The organism is Stenotrophomonas sp. PAMC25021 (assembly GCF_004795795.1).
GTDB lineage: Bacteria > Pseudomonadota > Gammaproteobacteria > Xanthomonadales > Xanthomonadaceae > Stenotrophomonas > Stenotrophomonas muris.
In genome coordinates, this window is record NZ_CP039255.1 from 737,715 (window position 1) to 757,277 (window position 19,563).

Genomic DNA, 19,563 nt, shown 5'->3' on the forward strand with positions numbered 1-19,563 from the left:
TCACATTTCCAGCCCAGCGTCGGGCCCGGCGGAAGCCGAGGCCCCACCCGCCCTTCCCCCAATGCGCTTTTGCTTCATGCCACTTTTGACGTTGCCTTTTTCTCTTCAAGAGCTCAAAAGAACGCGGCCTGGGCCGCGCCTGAAAAGCCCCCTCCGGGGAGGTTAGGACGTGGGCCAGGGCTTCCCCCAGCCTCCGCGTGGCTGTCCTTGGCCCCATGCCCGCAAAAGGCGTCCGAGGGATCAGGCGTTGGCTTGGATGCATAGCCAGACCAGCTGGCGGACGGCCTCGGTCAGACGAATCCCAGCCCGGTTAGCGTCAATCTGCAGGGCCGTCACGGCATGGAGTCCCAGCTGCACACTGGGGAGCGCGGCCCTGTAGCGCTCTCGCCCCTTCGACCCCTCCCCGGTCCACGGCGTCGGGCGTCGAGGGGAAAACGGTTCTCGAATCTGGGCGTGTTGCTCGATGAGTTGAGCCAGTGCAGCGCGCATGCTCAGGCCTTGCGCGGCGGCCAGGGCTTGAAACGCGGCTTTGCTGGGCGCGTCAATCCACGTCTCGTGGATGGTTTCGACCAAGCGTTCTGGGGGGCGGAGAATGTAGCGTTTGGTCATGCAGGGCTCCCGTGCGGCTTGGCCATCCATCCTTGGGCGGCCGCTTCTTCAGCGGTCAGCAACGCGGAAGTGCCCAGGAAGCGTGTGAGCTGGTAATGGCCGATGGTGTGCGGATACCGCTGGAGGTGGGCGTGCATGGCTTTGTCGAAGTAGCACTGGCCACCCGAGCGGCGCTGGTATGCGTAGAAGCGTTTGCGGCGACTCGTTGCTGGCGTCTTCATGCCGAACCCGCGCAATCGTCGCAACGCTGCATTTCTGCCGGATACGTTGAGAAGGGGTAGGCCCCTTTCTGCCCCACTTCCCCGCAGCACCCACACTGCATGAGCCCCCGAGCCGTTTGGCAAATCGCGGCCTCCGGGCCTTGCCAAACCACGCCGACAACGACGGCTTCCCAGGAGCTGCCGCTCCCGGCAACCACAGTGAGCCTGTCGCCGTTCCGAACGTTCGGGGCGGGCACCCGGGCGCCCCACTCGCCCGTCTGGAGTTGGATGGGGCTGGCGTGGTGGTGGGCCATTAGAAGAACCCCCGATAACCATGGGCAAGTAAGCCGGACCGGCCAATAACGTAAGCAATCATGCGAAAACCTTTGAAGAGGGGGCGCTCCCTCGCTACCCACGCAAACTAAGCCACCCCCAAAAAATCGCAATACTTTGCGTCTACGTTTTATTGACTAAGTATCAAAACCGCCAAACGGGCCGCAGATCGATGGAAAACTTGAAACGCAGCACATTTCCCGCCAAGCGCCGGGCCCGGCGGAAGCCGAGGCCCCACCTGCCTTTTTTCCCAAAGCGCTTTTGCTCCATGCTACTTTTGACGTTGCTTTTTGTCTTCAAGAGCTCAAAAGAACGCGGCTTGGGCCGCGCCTGAAGAGCCCCCTTCGGGGAAGAAAGGCTCGGGGCCGGGGCTTGCGCCCCAGCCTGAGCGTGGCTGTCATTGGTTCAACGCCCACAAAAAAAGCCCCGGTTTCCCGGGGCTCTATCTGCAACGCTGTAATGCCGGTCAGGCCTTATACGGGTGCGCCGGCCATTCTTGGTCCGGGTTATTCTTCTTCCACGCCTTGCCTTCAGCAGTTTCGGCCCACGCAAGGAATGCCTTGGGCTGCCGCCCGGTGCCAGCCCACGTGGTCCCGTCCGGGATCTGGAACTTCGGGGCGCGACTGATGCCGGCGCTTGCAGAAACCGCCTTGCGTGGCTCAAGCAGCGCCTTCAGATCGTTCTTCTGCTTCGTCGTGTAATGCTGCGCAAACTGCTGCAAGGTCTCGTAGACTCCTGCAAAGCTGGCCCCGGCTTCGGCCGCCAGCGCGTCGCCTTCGGCCTTTTCCATTTCGGCCACCAAGGCCTCCGCTTCAGCCTTTTTCTTGCGGATTTCTTCGAGCGTCAGTGCCACGGTTTTCCCTTGGATTTGGTCAAACCCCGATCCTGCCGTTTTGCGAGATTACTGTAAACCCTCAACGGCCCAACCCCGGCTCTCCAGTGGCGACTGCCACGGGGCTTCACCCTCAAAAGTCACTGAGGGCATGCCTTCCGCCGGCCACTGGAGCAAGCCCTTGGCGGTTCAGGGGACCGGCCGTGCCCACCTCCACGTTCCACCATGCAATGCCGCAATGTCCAGGGGCAACCGGGCGCCGGCAAAGCCTTGGGCAGCGGTCCCGCGATCCGGGCGTTCAGGCGGTCAACCAGGTGCAAGGCGTGCTTGTGGAAGATGACGTGGATGTTGCCGTTCTTAAACCGCCCGCCCAGGAACGGCTTCAGCAGCTCCCCACCTCGTGCGTCACCAAGAACCCTTCGGAGCCCCGTGTCTTATCGGATGCAGCCTGCTGGGTGGCGCGATTGGCCTTCATGGCCATCGTCTCGGCCCAGACACGCAATCCGATGTCCTGCAGACGGATATCTTCCCTCTTTCTCGCGGTCGATTCGATGATCCAGTGGCGGCCATACGCGCCATGCATCAATGGCGCCCCTGGCCATCCTTTCCGGGCGACGGTCATGGCCAGTCCGGCGATCAACCGAACGTCAAAGCATCGCCTCGTTTCTTCCTCGGATAGTTCCAAGCGCGGAGCAAGCAATGCATCTCGGGCCTTCGTATCGGCCTGTATGACCCGCTCAAGCTCTGCTGGGGTTGGAGCCCCCATGCGCGTCCACACTTGCGCTGGCGAGCATGCCTTGACCCAGTTCCAAGCGCTTGCGGTGTCGTCAGACGGATCAGCCGGGTGCAGGTAGAGCCGACTTTCAAACACGGCCCGGAGGGTTTCCGGGTGCTTCCACTGGCGACCGTGGATGTAGTGTCCGCAAGCCAGGATCTTGTCGCACACGGGCACCACCACGGGTGCTGGCACGGTCAGAAATCGTTCAACGCCCGCCGCACTATTTCGGCCACGCTGACCTGCACCGATCCGCTTTTTCCGGCGGTTGCGCCATTGGTCGGCCCTCGGAATCGGTGGCCGATACCATCAATCGCGCGGACATGAAACTCTACGACCGCCGAAAGCGGGAACGGCAGTGAGCCTGCCCTCAGATCCGGGCATGGGGCCAGTTGTGGGCTGCCCTCCTTACGCCGATGATCGCCTTCTAAGCGTAGTAAGCGGCCTTTCAGTGCCGCCCAGTCTCACCGATGGAGAGGGCAACATGGAGAAGCGGGTGTGCTTTGATTTCGAGATTGATTTCAGCAACGGGGGCGGGATTCAGGGCCAAGGCTTCCGGCTGGACATCGCCGGTGATGACATCACCGATGAGGCGTTGGCCGACTACATCGTGCGCGACATGCGCCTGCTGATGGTGGGCGAGGTTCGCATCCTCAACAAGGAAATCATTGAGGAGCCTCATAAGCGCCCGGCGCACGGCCAAGACGGTTCAACTGTCCACGACCCAAAGGACGGGTGAGCGGCCATGCATCCTGATGTTCTTGGCTGGACTGCAACCGCCGTGTTGATAGCCACGTTGGTCCGGCAAATGATCAAACAGTGGCAGTCTCCCCATCCGGAAACGGTCTCCAAATGGCTGTTTGTCGGTCAGATGACCGCGTCGACCCTGTTCACCGCCTACAGTGCACTTTTGGGGTCAACGGTGTTTGTGGTGACCAATGCCCTGCTGCTGCTCACGGCCGTGGTGGGACAGGTCCTGGCTTGGCGTCGACGTCGGCGAACCGGCGCGCCGCCTCCCTGCTGACCCAGTATTGGCTGCACCAAGGAAGGCCGTCGTAGGCGTTTAGCAGCCACTCTTCGTCAGATCCGAAACGGACGTCGCCTGACATGCTCGACCCGGCCTCCGACCGTGACCAGCGTCGAGATGGCCCAGTCGCTGGAAGCGGACACGGGCGGAAGCAACAAGATCTCAACGCCGGCCCCCATCGCCGCGCCTTTCCATACCTCCACTGTGCCATCCTCGCTGGGACTGCGGTGGAGGCCCCAATCCGAGGCGAAATCCGTCAGCGCTTGCCGTCCATGTATCCTATCGAGCGCGCTGCAAAGCGAATCATACTGAGCACTCCTCACTCCCCTCCCCCTTGCATCGTTTTCTAACCTGCGCTTCACCATCCATCCCAGACTACTTCATGGCAGACATGAAGATCGAAAGCCAGTCTGAATCCCTCAGGAGAACGCCAACTTTCTGACGGGGCAGCCTCCGATCCATTACCTGAAGCTGGGACCAGGGACGACCGCCTAAGCCGATTCAGGCAGGGTTGCGCGGCTGCCCGTCGTCTATCAACAACACCGTGCGGCAAGCGCGCGCCAACTGCAAGGCAGCCGACATGTCCGCATAGCTTCGATAGGGAGAAAATGCGCCGGGCGGGCCCGACACGCGATCGCCCTACTGGTTGGTTCAGAACAGCTCCGTCTGAGCCGGTGGGTAGACAAGCGCTGGCCCGACGGCCTGCGCCATCGGGTTCAGCGGATGCGGTTTGGGTTCGGCGTGGGACACGATGTGCAGCACCTCATGGCCCCGGTGCGTCAGCAGGTCGGAGATGAGACGTCGGTGGCAACGCCACCACGGTGCCTCCGCGCACATCAGCGCGGTCCGATGTTCGCCCCCCAGTGCAAGCACCTTCGATAGCCCGCCGGCGAACTCGGCGGTCGCCATGTGGTCTGCGTAGCCCTGAAACGCGGCGTTGTCCCACGCACCATTGGGCGAATCCGGCTGCACCTTGCGCCGCCCGCCCAGTTCAGGAATCCAAAGATACTCCACGCCGTGCGCTGGCAGCGTTTTAGCCATCTGCTCGGATGCGAACCAAGGGTGACGACGCGATCCTGGGAAACGACGCACGTCCGCGATCGCCGAGATGCCTTGTGCGAACAGCAGGTGTAAGAACTCGTCCCAAGGTCGAGTGGAATGCCCGATGGTCCAGACGGTCACCGGGGTCGGAGCGGGAGCATCGCACTGCATGAGGCTCATTGGACAGGAGCCGGCATCAAGCCCGCGTGCTCATCACGTGCTCGGCAGCTGCCAACGACGCTCGCGTCTTCCCGTCTACGCTCGGACACGACCGCGGGGATAGCGGCTAGTCGTTTCGGGCCCATTTCGACAAGTTCTGCTTCAACGCATCGATGCCCTCCCAGGGATCCTTGCGGCGACGTTTCAGCTTGCCCGGCACGTCCTTGATCGTGAACGCGTCAGCCCGTTTGAGGTTTGGCAGCTCGCTCCACGCCAGAGGCATCGCGACAGGCGCGCCCGGTCTACCCCGCAGGGAATACGACGCCACTGCGGTGGCACCTCGACCGTTACGCAGGTAGTCGACAAAGATCCGCTTGTTTCGAAGGGCTTTGGTGGCGGTGGCCAAGAACCGCTGAGGTTCCGACTGGGCCAACGCGTCGGCGAATCCTTTGGCGAAGCGCTTGGTCAGGTCCCAGTCGCACCCGGGATTCAAGGGCACCACGACATGAAGGCCCTTGCCTCCGGATACCCGCAGGAAGGACTCCAGCTCTAGTTGGGCCAGAAGCTTCCGGATATCAGTGGCAGCCTTTTTTACCTCCGCGAAAGGCACATCTGGGCCGGGGTCTAGATCGAATACCACCCGGTCGGCACGGTCAGGCTCCTCCGCGTGGCTTCCCCACGGATGGAACTCCAGGGCATTGAACTGGACCAGCTCCAGCAAGCTGGCCGCGTCGCGCACTACGAGGTAGTGGGCGTTGATGCCGCTGTCCTCCTTCAGCTTGACCGAGTCCACCAGCTCCAGCCCGGCGGTGTGGTGCTTCTGGAAGAAGCAAGGCTTGCCAGTGCCGGCGGGACAGCGAATGATCGACAAGGGCCGGTTGATCACCTCGGGCAGCAGGTGATCCATCACTGCCGAGTAGTAATCCCAAACGTCTTGCTTCGTATAGCCGTCGCCAGGGAAAAGGACCTTGCTCGGGGAGGACAGTTTGGGGGGCACGCGTTCGACTTGAGGCGTTGCGGCGGTCTTGCGGGCAGAAGACGCCGCCGATGCCCGTTTGCCACGGGCCGGTTTCGCCGGGGCGGCGCGATCCGAATCCGCCAAATCATTCACTTCCTTGTCGGCCCGCACGGCTTTCAAGGAGGCTTGGCGCAGCAGTTGCTGCCCCCCGATGCCGCGATAGAACACCTCCACCACGAAGCGCGGCTCGAACCACGTGGCAGAGCGAAGATCGGTGTCCTCGGTGGGCACGTAGGCCGTCGGCTTCTTGCCTCCCCCTTGGATCCTCTTGCTCACGTCCTTGATCAAGGCGTCGGAGAACCCGGTGCCCACCCGGCCCACGTAGAGCCAACCGTGTTTGGCGTCGGGCTTGGCCAGTAAAAGCGAGCCAAAGCCGCTGCGGCTGCCCTTGGGGGCCGTGTAACCGACCACGGCGAACTCGTCGCTGGCCAGCTGCTTGGTCTTGCGCCAGTCGTCGCTGCGGCCGGGGTGGTAGCCGCGATCGGCGCGCTTGGAAATGATGCCTTCAAAGTGCTGTTCGCCAGCCAGGCGGTAGGCTTCGTTGCCGTCGCCTTGGACGTGAGAGCTGAAGGCCAAGTGGCCGGCCTGGCCCGCCAGCAGCTCCTGCAGGAGCGCCTTGCGCTCCAACAGAGGTGCTGCGGCCACGTCCACGCCATCGATGTGGAGCAGGTCGAAGAGCGCGTAGGCCAGCGCGCCTTGCCGCTCCCCGGACAATGTCGCCTGGAGCAGGTTGAAGTCCTCCTTGGTGCCCGATCCGGCGATGAGTTCGCCATCCAAGGCAGCAGAGGTAAGGCCCAACTCCGCCACGGCGTCGCGTATCTCGGGGATCTTGTCGGTCCACTCCAACGCGTTGCGGGACCAGAGCCGAACGGCCCCATCGGCGACCGTTGCGAGGATCCGATACCCGTCCCACTTGATCTCATGGACCCATTGGTCGCCCTGCGGCGGGGCCTCCCCCAGCTTGGCCAACTGGGGCTCGAAGGGGCCGGAAGGCGGAGCCGCCTCTTTCGCTTTGGGCAGGGCCAAGGCCTTCTTGGCCCAGTTCTTCCGTCGCGCACGCTTTGCAGGGAGGGCTTTGAGCTTCTTCTTGTCGGCTTTACCGCCGCCGGCCCTCCTGATGTCTGCCGTTGGGGCCGCCGACACATCGGCGAGCAGATCGTCCGCTTCCAGATCGCTCGCATACGCATCGTCGTCCTTGAACAACAGCCACTGCGGCTGACGGGCCGGTTTGCCGGACCGGACCAAGTGCCACCCGCCTTTGAGCTTGGTGCCGAACAGCTCGAATCGCAGGTGACCCTTGGCAAGTTGTGCCTCTGGGTCTCCTTGGGTGGCCCAAACGCCGTGATCAAACTGGGCCACGTGCCCACCGCCGTATTGCCCCTTGGGGATCTCGCCTTCGAAGCTAGCGTAGTCGACGGGATGGTCTTCCACTTCGACCGCCATCCGTTTGACCTTGGGGTCGTAGCTAGGGCCCTTGGGGACGGCCCAACTCTTCAGGGCGTCGCCGATTTGCAGCCGGAAGTCGTAGTGCCGGCGGCTGGCGTGGTGAAGTTGGACCACGAAAATGGCGCGCTGCCCTTGCGGCAGCGCTTTGCCAGGCTCGGGCTCGTTGGTCTGGTCAAAGCGGCGCTTGCGACGGTATTCGACCAAGGACATGACGGCGCCACGTTACTTGCCCAAGTGCTTGCGAACGGCCGCAGCGGTGGGGCCAACGGCTTTGACAGCGGCCCGGACCTGATCGACCGACACGCCCAGCGCCTTGGTCCAATACTGCAGCTCGTAGTCTTCGTTGACGTTGATGCGGTCGCGGTCCGGGCTGCCGGTGTTCTTCTTGTCGTCGCTCATGGGATTCTCCTTGGGTGATCAGGCGCTCTTTAGAGCCTTCTTGGCGGGGGCTTTCTTTGCGGCTTTCTTTGCTGGGGCCTTCTTTATGGCGGCCTTCTTGGCAGGCTTGCTGTCTTTGGTGGAGGACTTGGAGGCGGTCTTCACCGGCGTTGCTTTCGCCGGGGTGCGCTTGTTGGTTTCCAAGCTCTTCTGGAGCAGCGCCATGAAGTCCACCACGTTGGTCGCCGAGTCCTCGCGATGTTCCGGTTCCTCGAAGGTGGTCGTGGCTCCGGCCTGCTTCACCCGCTTCTTGATGATGTCGGACAGGCGCTCGCGGAACTCGTCCTGGTAGCTGTCCGGCTCCCACTCAGAGGTCATGCTCTCAATCAGCTGCTTGGCCATTTCGAGCTCTTTGGGCGCAACCCGGTAGTCCGACGCCCCCCCCTGCGGCAGTTTGTATTCGTCCGGAGCCACCAACTCCTGCGGGTAGCGAAGCAGGATCATGATCAACGCATCGCCTTCGGGCATCACCGCGCAAATGTATTCGCGCGTGCGGATGACCACCCTGGCGATGCCCACCTTGCCGGTTTCCTTCAGGGTCTCTCGGAGCAGGACATAGCCCTTTTCGGCCTTCTTGCCGGGCACCAAGATGTAGGGCTTTTCGAAGAACCTCAGCCCGATGCTCTCGGCGTCGACAAAGGCCTCCACGTCGATGGACTCGTGCGTCTCGGGGGCGGCCGCGGCGATGTCTTCTTTCTCTATGACGACGTAGCTGCCCTTGTCGTATTCAAAGGCTTTGACGATGTCCTTCCAAGGCACTTCTTCGCCGGTTTCGGCGTTGACCCGCTCGTAGCGAATGGGCTTTTTGTTTCGTGCGTCCAACATGCGAAAGCTCAGATCCATGCGACGCTCGCCGGACATGAGGGACACCGGAACGTTGAGCAGCCCGAAGGACAACGAACCACTCCAGATGGGCCTGGGCATGCCAGCCGCCTCCAATCCTAGGGCCTTTCGTTGTAGGCCCGGCCGCGTCGGCCGGGCGTGAACCCGGCCGGCGCGGCGCAGCGGTTACTTTTTGGCTTCGACGCCCGGCGTGGCGTCGCGCACCATGAACTCTTCGGTCACCTCGGGCAGGTGGGCCGCCAGCCAGTCGGCCATCGCCTCTTCCTGCACGAGGATTTCTTCGCAGATCCGGGCCGTTTCTGCATCGCCCACCGTCTTCGCTGCGGCGATCAGGGCCGTGTAGGAGGCGATCTCGAAATGCTCGAAGACGTAACCGGCCATCGCGCCTTTGACGATCTCGTCGGAGGCCGTCATGCCGCCGACGGCCTGACCGAAGGCTGCCATCTTGCCCATCACGTCCTTGAGGGTCGACGGCGAGCCGCCCAAGCGCTTGATGCACCCTTCCAGCCGTTCGCGCTGGCCAATGGTTTCCTGAATGTGCTCTTCAATGCGCGCCTTCAGCACTGGGTAGTGCTCGATCCGCGAAGCCTGCCCCTTCAGCATGGTTTCGGCTTGCTGTTCCATCGCGTGTGCGTCGCGCAGCCAGTCCAACAGGTTCTCTTTGAGCTCTGCCATGGATGTCTTCCTCTCGTGTCGGGCGAAGCCTTACCGTATCGAGGCTGGGATGCGGATCAAGCGATCCCCGAGTGAAGGCTTGGCGAACGGCGGAGCATCTCAGACCGGCGGTGCGTGGGCCTGGAGATCGATGGCCCTCGTGGTGAACGGCGCGCATGCAACGCATTCGCAGGCCATTGACCGCTCCCGCCACATGCTGAACGCTCCTCAGCGCCAGGCCATCCTCATGACCCGTTCCGCGCTTTTGCTCGTCTTCTTGGCCCCCTCCCTCGCCTTCGCTCAGCAGGGGGACGGAACCGACGTCCAAGCCAACGTCCACACGTTCAAACCCGCCAAGGTGGAGGCGACGCCCGAGCGCGTTCAGGCCCTGACGGTGCCCAGTGGCTTCCAAGTGCGTCCCTTGGCGCAAGGCCTTCAAAATCCCCGGATCATCGCCGTGGGACCAGATGGGCGGATTTATGTCTCACGTCGAGATCAAGGCGACGTGCTGTTGCTGGAGGATGCCAATGAAGACGGAGCCTTGGACGCCGAACCGAAGGTGGTCTTCTCACGTCCAGGAGCGCACGGGCTGGCCATCGCCAACGGGCAGCTGTATGTCGCCACGGCCAACGACGTGTATCGCGCCCCCATACACCCGGACGGGACGTTGGGTCCAGAGGAACGGATCATCAACGACCTGCCCGATGGCGGTCAGCACCCCAACCGCACGCTGGCCTTTGGCCCTGATGAGATGCTCTACATCAGCGTGGGCTCGTCCTGTAACGCGTGCAACGAGACCAATCCCGAGCATGCGGCGCTGCTGAGGTCCTCGCCGGATGGCAAGAGCCGGTCCATCTTTGCCAGCGGCCTGCGGAACACCATCGGCTTTGCTTGGGACTCCAAAACGGGGGAGCTGTGGGGGATGGATCACGGCATCGACTACTTGGGCAACGATGAGCAGCCCGAGGAGCTCAACCGCATTCAGAAAGGAAAGAAGTATGGTTGGCCCCACATCTGGGGCAAGGACGGGGTGAATCCCCAGAGCACACCGCCAGGGCAGATCAGCAAACAGCAATGGGCGGCGACAAGCGAGCCCATGGTGCTCGGCTACACAGCCCACGCGGCCCCCATGCAGATGCTGTTCTACACCGGCCAGCAGTTTCCGGCAGCTTACCGGGGGGACGCCTTCGTGACGATGCGCGGTTCCTGGAACCGCAAGCCTGCGTCGGGCTACGAGGTGGTGCGGGTTCGTTTCAACGCCGGCAAGCCGGTCGGGTTTGAGCCCTTCTTGACCGGCTTCCTGGTCGACAACGGCCAGGCGCATATCGCAAGGCCCGTCGGTCTGGCGATGACGAAGGGCGGTGCACTTTTGGTCGGCGACGATGCCAACGGCGTCATCTACAGAGTGACTTACGGCCCAGGCCAAGCGTCCGCCTCCCCCGCGACCGCAGTGCCTAGCGGGCCCTTGATGGCCCAAGTCAATCAAGGCTCGGGCGTGCCGTTGGCCAAGGATCGGATCGGCAAAGCCGCCACGTTCGAGTTCCGCTCCCCGGCGTTTTCCTCGGGCCAAGCATTGCCTCCCCGCTTCAGCGCGTATCACGACGATGCATCGCCCGCTCTTTCTTGGAGCCCGATGCCTGGTGCCAAGTCCTATGCGCTGATCATGGAGGATCCGGATGCAGCCAACGTCAAACCCTTCGTTCACTGGGTCGCTTACAACATCCCAGCCACCGAGCAATCGCTGCCCGAGGGCCTGCCGGTCGATCCGCGGCTTCTGAAACCGGAGGGAATGCTGCAGGGGGCGAACAGCCGAGGATCGGTGGGCTATTTCGGCCCCAAACCGCCTGTGGGCGATCCACCGCACCATTACCACTTCCAGCTGTTGGCCTTGGACACCGTGCTTGATCTGAAGGCCGGCGCGACGCGGGACGAAGTGCTAAAGGCCGCGAAGGGCCACATTCTGGGCATGAGCAAGACTGTGGGAACCTACCAGCAGGTCGAGGCCCCGCTGAAATAAAAAAAGGGACCCGAAGGTCCCGACCGGCGCCCAAGGCCCGGAAACTCAGTGAACCTCCAGTTCGTGGCAAAGGGACTGGAGGGCGGCGGCGATCTCTTTCAGGCGGAACGGCTTTTCAAGGAAGGGCGTGCCTTTGAAGCGTTCGGGCAGCCGGCTGGCCCCAAGGCCGGTCGTAAACAGGAACGGCACCCCCAACTCGACCAAGCGATCGGCCACGGGGTAAGACTCGACCCCGTTTAAGTTGACGTCCAGCACCGCAACATCGAAGGCGGCTTCCTTGGCGCACGCCAAGGCTGTGGGCAAGTCTTCCGCCGTCTTGGAGACGTCGTAGCCGACTTGGGCAATGGCCTGCTCCAAGACCATCATGAGGGTGGGTTCGTCCTCTACAAGAAGAACCCTTACTGCTTTGCCGTCCAATCCCATGACTTTCTCCCTACAAGCGCTCTGAGTGGATGTGCCACGATTGAACAGTGTGGCCCGAGGGCTCGCCCGATTTGTGAAGAGGGCGTAAAAGGATGACGGCCGTCGCTCTTCTACACTGCGCACTCTGTCGCCCTTCGGTGGCCCTGCCGAGAGGATGACCTATGAACCAACCAGCGAAAGCGAAAACCGATTTGAGGGACGAGAGCCGGCAGTTTGCCCTGCTGGTGAACTCCGTCACCGACTACGCCCTCTACATGCTCGACCCCAGCGGGGTGATCCAGACCTGGAACCCGGGTGGGCAACGAATCAAGGGCTACCAGGCTGCCGACGTGGTCGGCACCAACTTTTCCCGCTTCTACCTGCCCGAAGAGGCCCAAGCCGGCCTACCAGAGCGAAACCTGCGGACCGCGGCCTTGGAGGGGCGCTACGTTGCTGAGGGCTGGCGATTGCGTCAGGACGGAAGCCGCTTCCGCGCCAGCGTGGTGATCGACCCCATCTGGGAAGACGGGGAACTGGTGGGGTTTGCCAAAATCACCCGCGACATCACCGAGCGCCACGAAGCGCAGGAGCAGCTGCTCCAAGCCCAGCGCGATCTCCTGCAGGCGCAGAAGATGGAGGCCATCGGCAAGTTCACGCTCGGCTTGGCCCATGATTTCAACAACCTGTTGACGATCGTGGCCAACTGTCTGGATCTCATCAGCCTGAGGGTGAAAGACGGAGGCGTGGCCAAGCTCATCGATACCGCGCAGCGGGCCGCCGAGCGCGGGGCCCTTTTGACTCGGCAGTTGCTGACCTTCGGCAAGGGCCAAACCCTGGTGCCAGAGGCCGTCGATTTGGCCGCCTTGATGGCCGAATGCGAAGCGCTGCTGCGCCGCTCTGCCGGCGACGCGATCGCATTGACGGTCGAGGTTTCTCGAGGCCTTCCGACCTTGTCGCTGGACAAAGCACAGCTGGAGGCCGCAATCCTTAACCTGGTGTGCAACAGCCGCGATGCCATGCCGAAGGGCGGAACGATCCTCATCACGGCCTCTGCGCGGCAAACCCGCGATCCTACGTTGCCCAACGCCAGTGAAAGCCCTTACATCTGCTTGAGCGTCCGAGACGACGGTTCAGGGATTGAGGCGGACCAGCAGGCCAGGGTATTTGAACCGTTTTTCACTACCAAACCCATTGGAAGGGGCAGCGGGCTGGGCTTGAGCCAAGTGTTTGGCTTCACGGCCCAGTCCGGCGGGTTCACCGAGCTCCAGAGCGAGCTTGGGAAGGGAACCCGCGTCAGCCTTTGCTTCCCCGCACCAGAGCATTGAGATGCCGATCCACGTGTTGTTTGTTGAAGACGAAGACGATCTCCGCAGCGTCGTCGTCGAGGCCCTGACCTCTCAGGGCTTCCAAGTCACTCCCGCCAGCAACGGGGACGAGGCCCTCGTCCTCCTGCGCGGCAGCGCCAAGTTCGCGGTGGTAGTGACCGACTTCAACATGCCGGACAGCGCCGACGGGCTGGAGGTCGCGGCGGAAGCCGCGGTTGCTCAACCCCAGGCCCGCGTCATGCTCGCGTCTGGCCTTCAACGCTCGCAGCTGCCCCCGCTGCCCGAGAAGGTTCGATTTCTCCCGAAGCCTTACCGCTTCCGACAGCTTGTTACGGCGATCCACGAAGACTTGGGCTGCACGTAGAGGTCGGAGTCCTTGCGCGGCCTGGCGGTCGCCAACAACTCACTTCCCCACCAGTGCGCGCCTGCTCACCAGAAACATCAAACGGTCGATCGCGGTTGCGTTCAATGCTTCTCCGTCGCCCCGCACCTTGAAGCCGGCCCAATCGCCCACCGCGACCTCGCTCAGCTCCTTGACTTCCACTGGCAACCAGCGCATGGGCCAGTAAGGCAAGCGGCGATCCGTGATCGTCCCTCTTTGCAGCTCGATCAGATCGTGATGGCTCGAGGCTCCGAGCACCCTAGAGAACGCCACGTCCAACCCGTCCGGGGGGCCTTCCAGGTATTGGAGAAAGCGCGTCCCGTCGAACAAGAGCACCCCACTCACGCCGGCATCCCGGTTAAAACGAGTTGCGTCGTCGACCAGCTCCTGGAGCTTGCCGCTCCGGAGGCCAAGCAGATCGCCGCGCAACGCGTCGGACGCCTCGCTGACATACACCACAGCCCTGATGGGCATTGGGCGCTCCTTCTCAACTGGTCTGGCCGTCCCCCCTTCCACGGAATGTAGTCGTGCCTCGGCGTTTAGGCAATGGCGCAGACTAGAGGTCGAAGGTTTTCCAAGTGATTGCTGGTAAGGACGGGGATCGTCTGGTCCGCCCACCCGCGAAGGGGATCCGGACGCTTAGTCGCACCTCACCTCCGCCACAACCCCAATGCCCGGCAGTGGCGACGGCAACACGGCTTTGCACACGCCGGACACCTCGACGGCCATCCCCGGCTCGGGGTGCTCCAAGTAGAGCGCTCCGTCGTAGCCCACCATGGCTTGTTCGTTCAGCGTAGATGCCAGGGTGCCCGGCGCGATGCGGGCCCCTGTCAGGGTGAAGGCCCGGGCGTTCTGCGTCAGCACGGGGAAGGTCACCCGCACACCGCCTTGGCGGGGCGCCACGGATTGCTTTTCGGTCTCCCCGATCTCCACGCCCACCGGCAGCTCCTTGTCCTTGAGGCTGACGGTGGTGGGTAGCAGGGAGGGAACGTCGGTCACCAACACGCGGCCTTGCTTGTTGGTCTGGCCGACCGGCGCTCCGTTGACCCGCACCGGCAAGCCCGCCTGGCCCGGCACATCCACCACGGCGAAGCTGGCGTAGGCGGGTCGCCCGAAGGCCACGCCGCGGTGGTCCAGGAACACGGCGCCGGAGAAGTTGGCCGCCACCTGGGTTTGCCCGTCGTAGTGGTCCACCATGATCCGGGCGTCGCCGTAACGCGTCATGGCATCCGCCGTGGCCCGGGTGCTGCCCTGATCGCCCTCGGTGTGCTCTGCCGCCAAGCGAAGGCCGCCGTCGGTGCGGTAGGTCGCTCGGGTGGTCAGGGCATCCTGGCCTGGGGCTTGGCGGGCCCGCACGCCCACGCTGGCCTTGCTGCCGAAGCGATACGTGTAGCTCGCCGATACCTGGAGATCGCCGCCGTTGAGGTCCTTCAGCACGTTGGCGGACACCTGGCCTGCAGTGCCCAGGTTCGCGCTCGCGCCCAAGGAGGCGAAGGCCAGGCTGGAGCGCCCCGTGTCGATGGCGCTGTAGATGCCACGCACGGTGAAGCGGCGATCCGGGCGGTAGGAAACGCTGGCTTGGGTGCGCGAAACGATGGGCAGCGCCGTCTCGCTCTGCAGTCGCCAGAAGCCGTCGTTTTCTTCGTGTTCCAGCCGCACGCCAAACGCGGGCCCTCGGTAGTCGTAGCGGGCAGCCCAGCGCGTCCCGCCGTCGCTTGAGCGGCCCACCTCGCCGTCAAGCACGCCCCAGGTGCCCGGGGCCCAGGTGGAACCCACGGTGACGTTGCCCTTGCCGTTCTCGTCCACCTGCCCACCGGCTCGGATGGTCCAGCGGTCGTTGACGCCCTTGGCCCAAGAAGCACTGACGCCGGCCGTGCCGTAGCGATTTTCGTCTTCGCGGACCTGGCCGGCGGCGATTTCCCAGGCGGAGAGCCCGGGACGCAGCAGGGTCGGGGCGACATAGAGCCGTGCAGTGGAAACGGCGGTTTCCCGGCCGTAGGCGTCACGCACCACTACATCCGTTTGGCTGGCTCCAAATGCCACGTTTCGACCGTCCACGGTGAAGGGGCCGGCCTTGACGTCTTGGCGTGTGATTTCAGCCTGGTTGGACAGGACCTTGACCTGCCCCGGGTCCAACGCGATCCCCCCTAAGGTCGGGACGGGCCACGTCGGCGTGAGCGGATCCAGCGCTGCCGGGTCCTTCGCGAGGCGAATGCCGCCCAGCGCCACCGGGCCGATGCGGGGCGTGGCGTAGACATCGCCGGCTTGCCAAGTCCGTTGGCGCGGCAGGTCGTCTTTCTGCCAAGCGGTCATGCCGCGGCGCATGCCAAACCCGTTGGGGGATTGGTTGAGCTGCCCGGTGGTGGAGACCACGCCCCAACGCCCTCCGGTGCGCGCGTCCAGTGCCAAGGACGTCGCTTGTTGCCCGCCTGCAATCTGGGTGGCGAGGTTGTAGTTGACCAAGACGCCCCCGATGCCGGGCGACACCTGAGAAACCGGAGTGCCGTGCTGGCTGAGCTGCTGCGCCGGCTTGCGGTCAGCCGGAATGGTGAGCTGGACGGTGGCGTTCTCGGGGGTGTAAGCCACGGTCACGCCCAAGGCTTGGTCGGTCAGGTCCTGGCCCTCCTCGCCCGGGCGAAGGGTCACGCCGAGCTGCTGCCAGGTCGTGGATTCGGCCACCCAGGCCCCATTTTGCTGCCAGAGCAACACGGGGTCCTTCGCGGGCAGCCCGTTGGCCTGGATCGGCGCGGCCAGCACCGGCTCCACCCCGTCTGGGATGGCCGCGTGCGCGCTGCCAATGGACAGGGCCAGCGCGAGGCCCAGGACGCTTCCCCGCCGCACGTGTCGCCCTCAGTTCACGGGGACGACGACGGGAGCCCCGTTGACCGTGATTGAGAGCGTGGACGCCTTGAGACCAGGCTTGAGCTCCACGTGCTTGCTCTGCCCCGGCAATACCCATCCCAACGCCCCTTCGCGCCATGCCGGCATGCCTTGAGGACCGACGGCGATCAGGCGCGCGGCGGTCGAACCGGTGTTGGTCAGCAGAAGGCCGTCGGCGGTGAAGCGGGCCGTGAGCACCGGAGGACCGGCCTTGGCGTCTTCAAACCCCACCGGCAGGTTCTGGTGGATCAACAACTGCACCTGGCCCGCCGTGGACGGCTGGGGCAACTGGCGCAGCAGCACGCGGTAGTAGCCCGGCGTGCCGATGCCTTGGGTGCGCACCAACCGCACGGCCCGGCGGGACCCAGGCGGGATTTCGACAATGGACGGTGCCGCGATCACCGCCTTGGCGGGGCCGGTCACGTCCTGCCCGCTGGGATCTTGGGACCAGTCCAGCACCGTCACCTGAAAGCGCTCGGGGGTTTCCCCATGGTTTTCCAAGGTCAACGCCCCTGCCTTTTCTCCAGCCGGGGCCACGATGCTTGTGGGAAATAGCGACACGTTGCCCGCCCACGCAGGCACGGCGAACAATGAGCACAACGAAACGGCCAACAAACGCTTCAACATCACTCCTCCAAACCGATCACCTCCTTTGATCCAACCAAAACATTCAAAGTTGTCAACCCACCCCCAAAAGAAAACCCCCGAGGATTTCCGGGGGCTTTAAGGGAAACGGTTGAGGATCAATAAGTCAGGGTTACGGCGATGGTGTCGGAGAAGGTTCCACCGGGCACCTTGTTCAAATCGTAGAAGGCATAACCGATACCGATCATCTGCTGCTCACCGGTTCCCACGCCCTCCCAAGCATCGGCCCCACTGCCCCACACTTGGCTGGCACCGGGATCTTTGAAGAGGCCGTAGGCGACGAAGTTTCCGGCCCCATCGGACACGGCGCGGTGATTGGGACGAGCAATCGCGGCGCCGTAGTTCAACCCGTCGCCGGGCACGATGCTGAAGGCGGTGCCTTGGTTGCAGCGAACCAGCAACGCGCCGTTGGAATAACCCTGCGTGCCGGACGCCAAACCGTTGTATTCACCGCCGCCCAGCTGGGTCACGAGCAGGCTGCACTCGTTGTTCACGGTCGCAGAAATCATCAAGTCTTCGGTGACGTCGGCGGCGGAGGCCGAAGCGGCAGAAAACGCGGCCATCAAGGCCAGAGAAAAAGAAAGGGTCTTGCGCATGAAAAATCCTCCTCGGATTTAGGGAAAGGGAAAGTGGCCCGGATTGGGCTTGCTTCACCAATACTCGATAAATCTATTTCCGCAAGAGGATCGGGCAACAAGAGTTGCAGGGGCCAACCCAAGCGCTTGCACCGAGGGCACGAGTGAGCTAAAAAGCAATCGCCGGTCGCAGAAGCGTCGGTGTTGTGCCCGCATAGCCAATAGGCTCCGGGTGCCCGAGGTCCACCCAATGGGGGCGCGGGAATCTTTTTTCGATTCCGGAGCCATCCATGACGACCAAACGCCGCAAATCCCTCCGCACGTCTGCCTTCCATGCCCAGTTCGGCCGCTGCTACTACTGCGGCCTGCCGATGTGGCTCGCAGCTCCTTCAGAGCTCGGGCTGAAGCCCAGCAAGGCTCGAGCCTTTCAATGCACCGCGGAGCACCTGGTCGCCCAGCAGGATGGGGGCCGAGACGTATCCGGGAATGTGGTGGCCGCGCATGCCCGATGCAACCAGTGCAGGCACAAGCGAACGGGACCAGCTCCCTCCCCTGAAGCGTTCCGGGCCTTGGTTCAGAAGCGGCTGGCAGTGGGAAGATGGTGGTCCAGACTGCCGCCAGGGATTGCGCATGCTCCTGTATGACCTCATCAAGCTCTACGAACCCTCGTTTGAGCCGGCTCGCACCTCTTGAAGGCGCAGGGACAGCTTGCTGGCAGACACCTTCCCTCAACCACTCCCTCGCGCCTCGCGGACAACCGCCAGGGCCATGACCACGGCTTGGAGGAGATCCGATTTCGTCCGCCCCTGCTCGCTCCCATCGCTCGGAAGGGCGGTCAATGCAGCGACCGCGTCCTTCCCTGACAAGTATTGGACGCACGTCAAGGCGGACCAGTGAAGCCCAAACTCGGTGCGCAGTCGCGTTCCAGCCTCCCCTTGCAAGAGCGTCCCGTCGGCCATTTCGAGCAACACGTGTGCAGCGGCCAACGCCTTGGCACGGGCATTCGCAGGGTCTTTGTGCAGGGATTAAGCTGCCGGCTTCGCCTTGGCCTTCTTGGCAGGTTTCCGAATCGGCTTTGCCTTCTTGGCGACCTTGCCCACCTTCGCAGCTCCCTTAGCCGCGGCCTTCTTCACCTTGCCAGCGGCGGGCGGGAACTTGGCCCCAGGGTTGGCCTGCGCCCACGCCTTGCCTTCGGCCGACTTGGCCCATGCCGTGAAAGCCTTGGGTGCCAGCCCTCGGCCTGCCCAGGTCTCTCCCGTCGGGAGTCGATACTTGGGGGCGACTTTGCCGAGCTTTCGGCCCTTCAGCGGCCCCACAGAAGGTTTCGGGGAACGCGCCGGCTTGACGTCAATGGCCTCGCCAATGAGCTTGGCAACCTGGCGACGCTGGGCGGGGCTGAGAACCTTCGCATACTTCTGAAGCACCGCAATCGCCTTGGGCACCTCACCATCGCGCTTCTCAACCAGCCGCTTTTGGGCTTCGAGGTGCTTGATTTCTGCGTTGATCGACTGAAGAGTGGTCAAGGCCAAGGCAAATACTCCGTTGAGGGCAAGCAAGGGTTATAGCCCATCGGCGGAGCCAGGGCCAACGCAGGACGCGCCCTTCGGCCAACTTCCATCCACCGAAACCAGCCTCGTGCGGCAGATCAGCGTGCGTCCGGCCTCGACGCTCTTGGTCAAAAAGCTTTAGAAGAAGACCCCTAGCGGTCGGGTGGACTGGATTCAGGCGTGTTAGCTGGTCATCGAAACGGCCATCGAGCCCCTCCCGTAGCGCTGGGCGATCGCCAGGCTGCCTGCCTTGCATTCGAGACTCGTCGAGTTGCCCCGCGGCGTCGCGGTGCCGACTTGGACGGATGCCTTATTCACCTCCTCATATTTGGCGATAACGGGTGGGCATACGGCGAATAGTGCAGCGACGAGCCAAAACTTCTTTCAATCTCATGATCAATCCCCCTGCTAACCG

General features: G+C 63.4%; 21 protein-coding genes. 6 read left to right on the forward strand and 15 right to left on the reverse strand.

What is annotated here, in order from left to right; all coding sequences use genetic code 11:
* Positions 1-240: 240 nt before the first annotated feature.
* The 4 genes from E5790_RS03550 to E5790_RS03565 all read right to left on the reverse strand — a co-directional run bounded on the left by E5790_RS03550 (position 241) and on the right by E5790_RS03565 (position 2,920).
* Positions 241-609 carry a hypothetical protein gene (locus E5790_RS03550; protein WP_024957548.1) on the reverse strand — a complete coding sequence of 123 codons (369 nt, stop codon included), beginning with the start codon at positions 607-609 and terminating at the stop codon, positions 241-243.
* Positions 606-830, reverse strand: coding sequence for a hypothetical protein (locus E5790_RS03555; protein WP_024957547.1), 225 nt, complete (start codon positions 828-830; stop codon positions 606-608). The genes E5790_RS03550 and E5790_RS03555 overlap by 4 nt, the downstream gene beginning before the upstream one ends.
* A gap of 778 nt (positions 831-1,608) precedes the next feature.
* Positions 1,609-1,995, reverse strand: a complete 387-nt coding sequence (locus tag E5790_RS03560) for an H-NS family nucleoid-associated regulatory protein (protein ID WP_024957545.1) — start codon at positions 1,993-1,995, stop codon at positions 1,609-1,611.
* Positions 1,996-2,356: 361 nt separating this feature from the next.
* The gene (locus E5790_RS03565) at positions 2,357-2,920 is read right to left on the reverse strand and encodes a hypothetical protein (RefSeq protein WP_136191686.1); all 564 of its coding nucleotides are present in this window, start codon (positions 2,918-2,920) and stop codon (positions 2,357-2,359) included.
* Between the two features lie 313 nt (positions 2,921-3,233).
* Here E5790_RS03565 and E5790_RS03570 point away from each other — a divergent pair, with 313 nt between their 5' ends.
* Positions 3,234-3,488 (forward strand): hypothetical protein, encoded by a 255-nt coding sequence (locus tag E5790_RS03570; RefSeq protein ID WP_024957543.1) that lies wholly within the window; start codon positions 3,234-3,236, stop codon positions 3,486-3,488.
* 6 nt (positions 3,489-3,494) lie between these two features.
* Positions 3,495-3,773: a membrane protein gene (locus E5790_RS03575; RefSeq protein WP_024957542.1), complete on the forward strand. Its 279-nt coding sequence runs from the start codon at positions 3,495-3,497 to the stop codon at positions 3,771-3,773.
* Positions 3,774-4,427: 654 nt separating this feature from the next.
* Here the strand turns inward: E5790_RS03575 and E5790_RS03580 are convergent.
* The 5 genes from E5790_RS03580 to E5790_RS03600 all read right to left on the reverse strand — a co-directional run bounded on the left by E5790_RS03580 (position 4,428) and on the right by E5790_RS03600 (position 9,396).
* The gene (locus E5790_RS03580; RefSeq protein WP_024957540.1) at positions 4,428-4,997 is read right to left on the reverse strand and encodes a DUF488 domain-containing protein; all 570 of its coding nucleotides are present in this window, start codon (positions 4,995-4,997) and stop codon (positions 4,428-4,430) included.
* Positions 4,998-5,103: 106 nt separating this feature from the next.
* Positions 5,104-7,650 carry a DNA ligase D gene (gene ligD / locus E5790_RS03585; protein WP_024957539.1) on the reverse strand — a complete coding sequence of 849 codons (2,547 nt, stop codon included), beginning with the start codon at positions 7,648-7,650 and terminating at the stop codon, positions 5,104-5,106.
* 12 nt (positions 7,651-7,662) lie between these two features.
* Entirely contained in the window at positions 7,663-7,839 is a 177-nt protein-coding gene (locus E5790_RS03590; RefSeq protein WP_064485349.1) for a DUF3606 domain-containing protein, read from the reverse strand.
* Positions 7,840-7,857: 18 nt separating this feature from the next.
* Positions 7,858-8,802 carry a Ku protein gene (locus E5790_RS03595; protein ID WP_024957538.1) on the reverse strand — a complete coding sequence of 315 codons (945 nt, stop codon included), beginning with the start codon at positions 8,800-8,802 and terminating at the stop codon, positions 7,858-7,860.
* 84 nt (positions 8,803-8,886) lie between these two features.
* Positions 8,887-9,396, reverse strand: a complete 510-nt coding sequence (locus tag E5790_RS03600) for a DUF892 family protein (protein WP_024957537.1) — start codon at positions 9,394-9,396, stop codon at positions 8,887-8,889.
* Positions 9,397-9,526: 130 nt separating this feature from the next.
* Between E5790_RS03600 and E5790_RS03605 the strand changes: the two genes are divergently transcribed.
* On the forward strand, positions 9,527-11,392 hold the full coding sequence (locus E5790_RS03605) for a YbhB/YbcL family Raf kinase inhibitor-like protein (protein ID WP_197585899.1): 1,866 nt from the start codon (positions 9,527-9,529) through the stop codon (positions 11,390-11,392).
* Between the two features lie 45 nt (positions 11,393-11,437).
* Here the strand turns inward: E5790_RS03605 and E5790_RS03610 are convergent, their stop codons facing one another.
* Positions 11,438-11,815, reverse strand: coding sequence for a response regulator (locus tag E5790_RS03610; protein WP_033833396.1), 378 nt, complete (start codon positions 11,813-11,815; stop codon positions 11,438-11,440).
* A 161-nt stretch (positions 11,816-11,976) separates the two neighbouring features.
* Here E5790_RS03610 and E5790_RS03615 point away from each other — a divergent pair, with 161 nt between their 5' ends.
* Positions 11,977-13,119, forward strand: a complete 1,143-nt coding sequence (locus tag E5790_RS03615) for a PAS domain-containing sensor histidine kinase (protein WP_049433812.1) — start codon at positions 11,977-11,979, stop codon at positions 13,117-13,119.
* 1 nt (position 13,120) lies between these two features.
* Positions 13,121-13,483 (forward strand): response regulator, encoded by a 363-nt coding sequence (locus E5790_RS03620; protein ID WP_049433813.1) that lies wholly within the window; start codon positions 13,121-13,123, stop codon positions 13,481-13,483.
* A gap of 39 nt (positions 13,484-13,522) precedes the next feature.
* On the opposite strand, the gene E5790_RS03625 is transcribed toward E5790_RS03620, so the two are convergent.
* The 4 genes from E5790_RS03625 to E5790_RS03640 form a co-directional block, all read right to left on the reverse strand.
* Complete coding sequence (locus tag E5790_RS03625) at positions 13,523-13,975, reverse strand: BLUF domain-containing protein (RefSeq protein WP_100437276.1); 453 nt, start codon at positions 13,973-13,975, stop codon at positions 13,523-13,525.
* 165 nt (positions 13,976-14,140) lie between these two features.
* On the reverse strand, positions 14,141-16,342 hold the full coding sequence (locus tag E5790_RS03630) for a fimbria/pilus outer membrane usher protein (protein ID WP_136191687.1): 2,202 nt from the start codon (positions 16,340-16,342) through the stop codon (positions 14,141-14,143).
* Positions 16,343-16,351: 9 nt separating this feature from the next.
* On the reverse strand, positions 16,352-17,008 hold the full coding sequence (locus tag E5790_RS03635; RefSeq protein ID WP_024957530.1) for a fimbria/pilus periplasmic chaperone: 657 nt from the start codon (positions 17,006-17,008) through the stop codon (positions 16,352-16,354).
* Positions 17,009-17,124: 116 nt separating this feature from the next.
* A complete protein-coding gene (locus E5790_RS03640; RefSeq protein ID WP_077684466.1) occupies positions 17,125-17,622 on the reverse strand; it encodes a spore coat U domain-containing protein in 498 nt (165 codons plus the stop codon).
* A 350-nt stretch (positions 17,623-17,972) separates the two neighbouring features.
* Here E5790_RS03640 and E5790_RS22200 point away from each other — a divergent pair, with 350 nt between their 5' ends.
* Positions 17,973-18,245 (forward strand): HNH endonuclease, encoded by a 273-nt coding sequence (locus E5790_RS22200; protein ID WP_322888679.1) that lies wholly within the window; start codon positions 17,973-17,975, stop codon positions 18,243-18,245.
* Positions 18,246-18,626: 381 nt separating this feature from the next.
* Here the strand turns inward: E5790_RS22200 and E5790_RS03650 are convergent, their stop codons facing one another.
* Positions 18,627-19,130, reverse strand: coding sequence for an H-NS family nucleoid-associated regulatory protein (locus E5790_RS03650; RefSeq protein ID WP_024957527.1), 504 nt, complete (start codon positions 19,128-19,130; stop codon positions 18,627-18,629).
* Between the last annotated feature and the right edge of the window lie 433 nt (positions 19,131-19,563).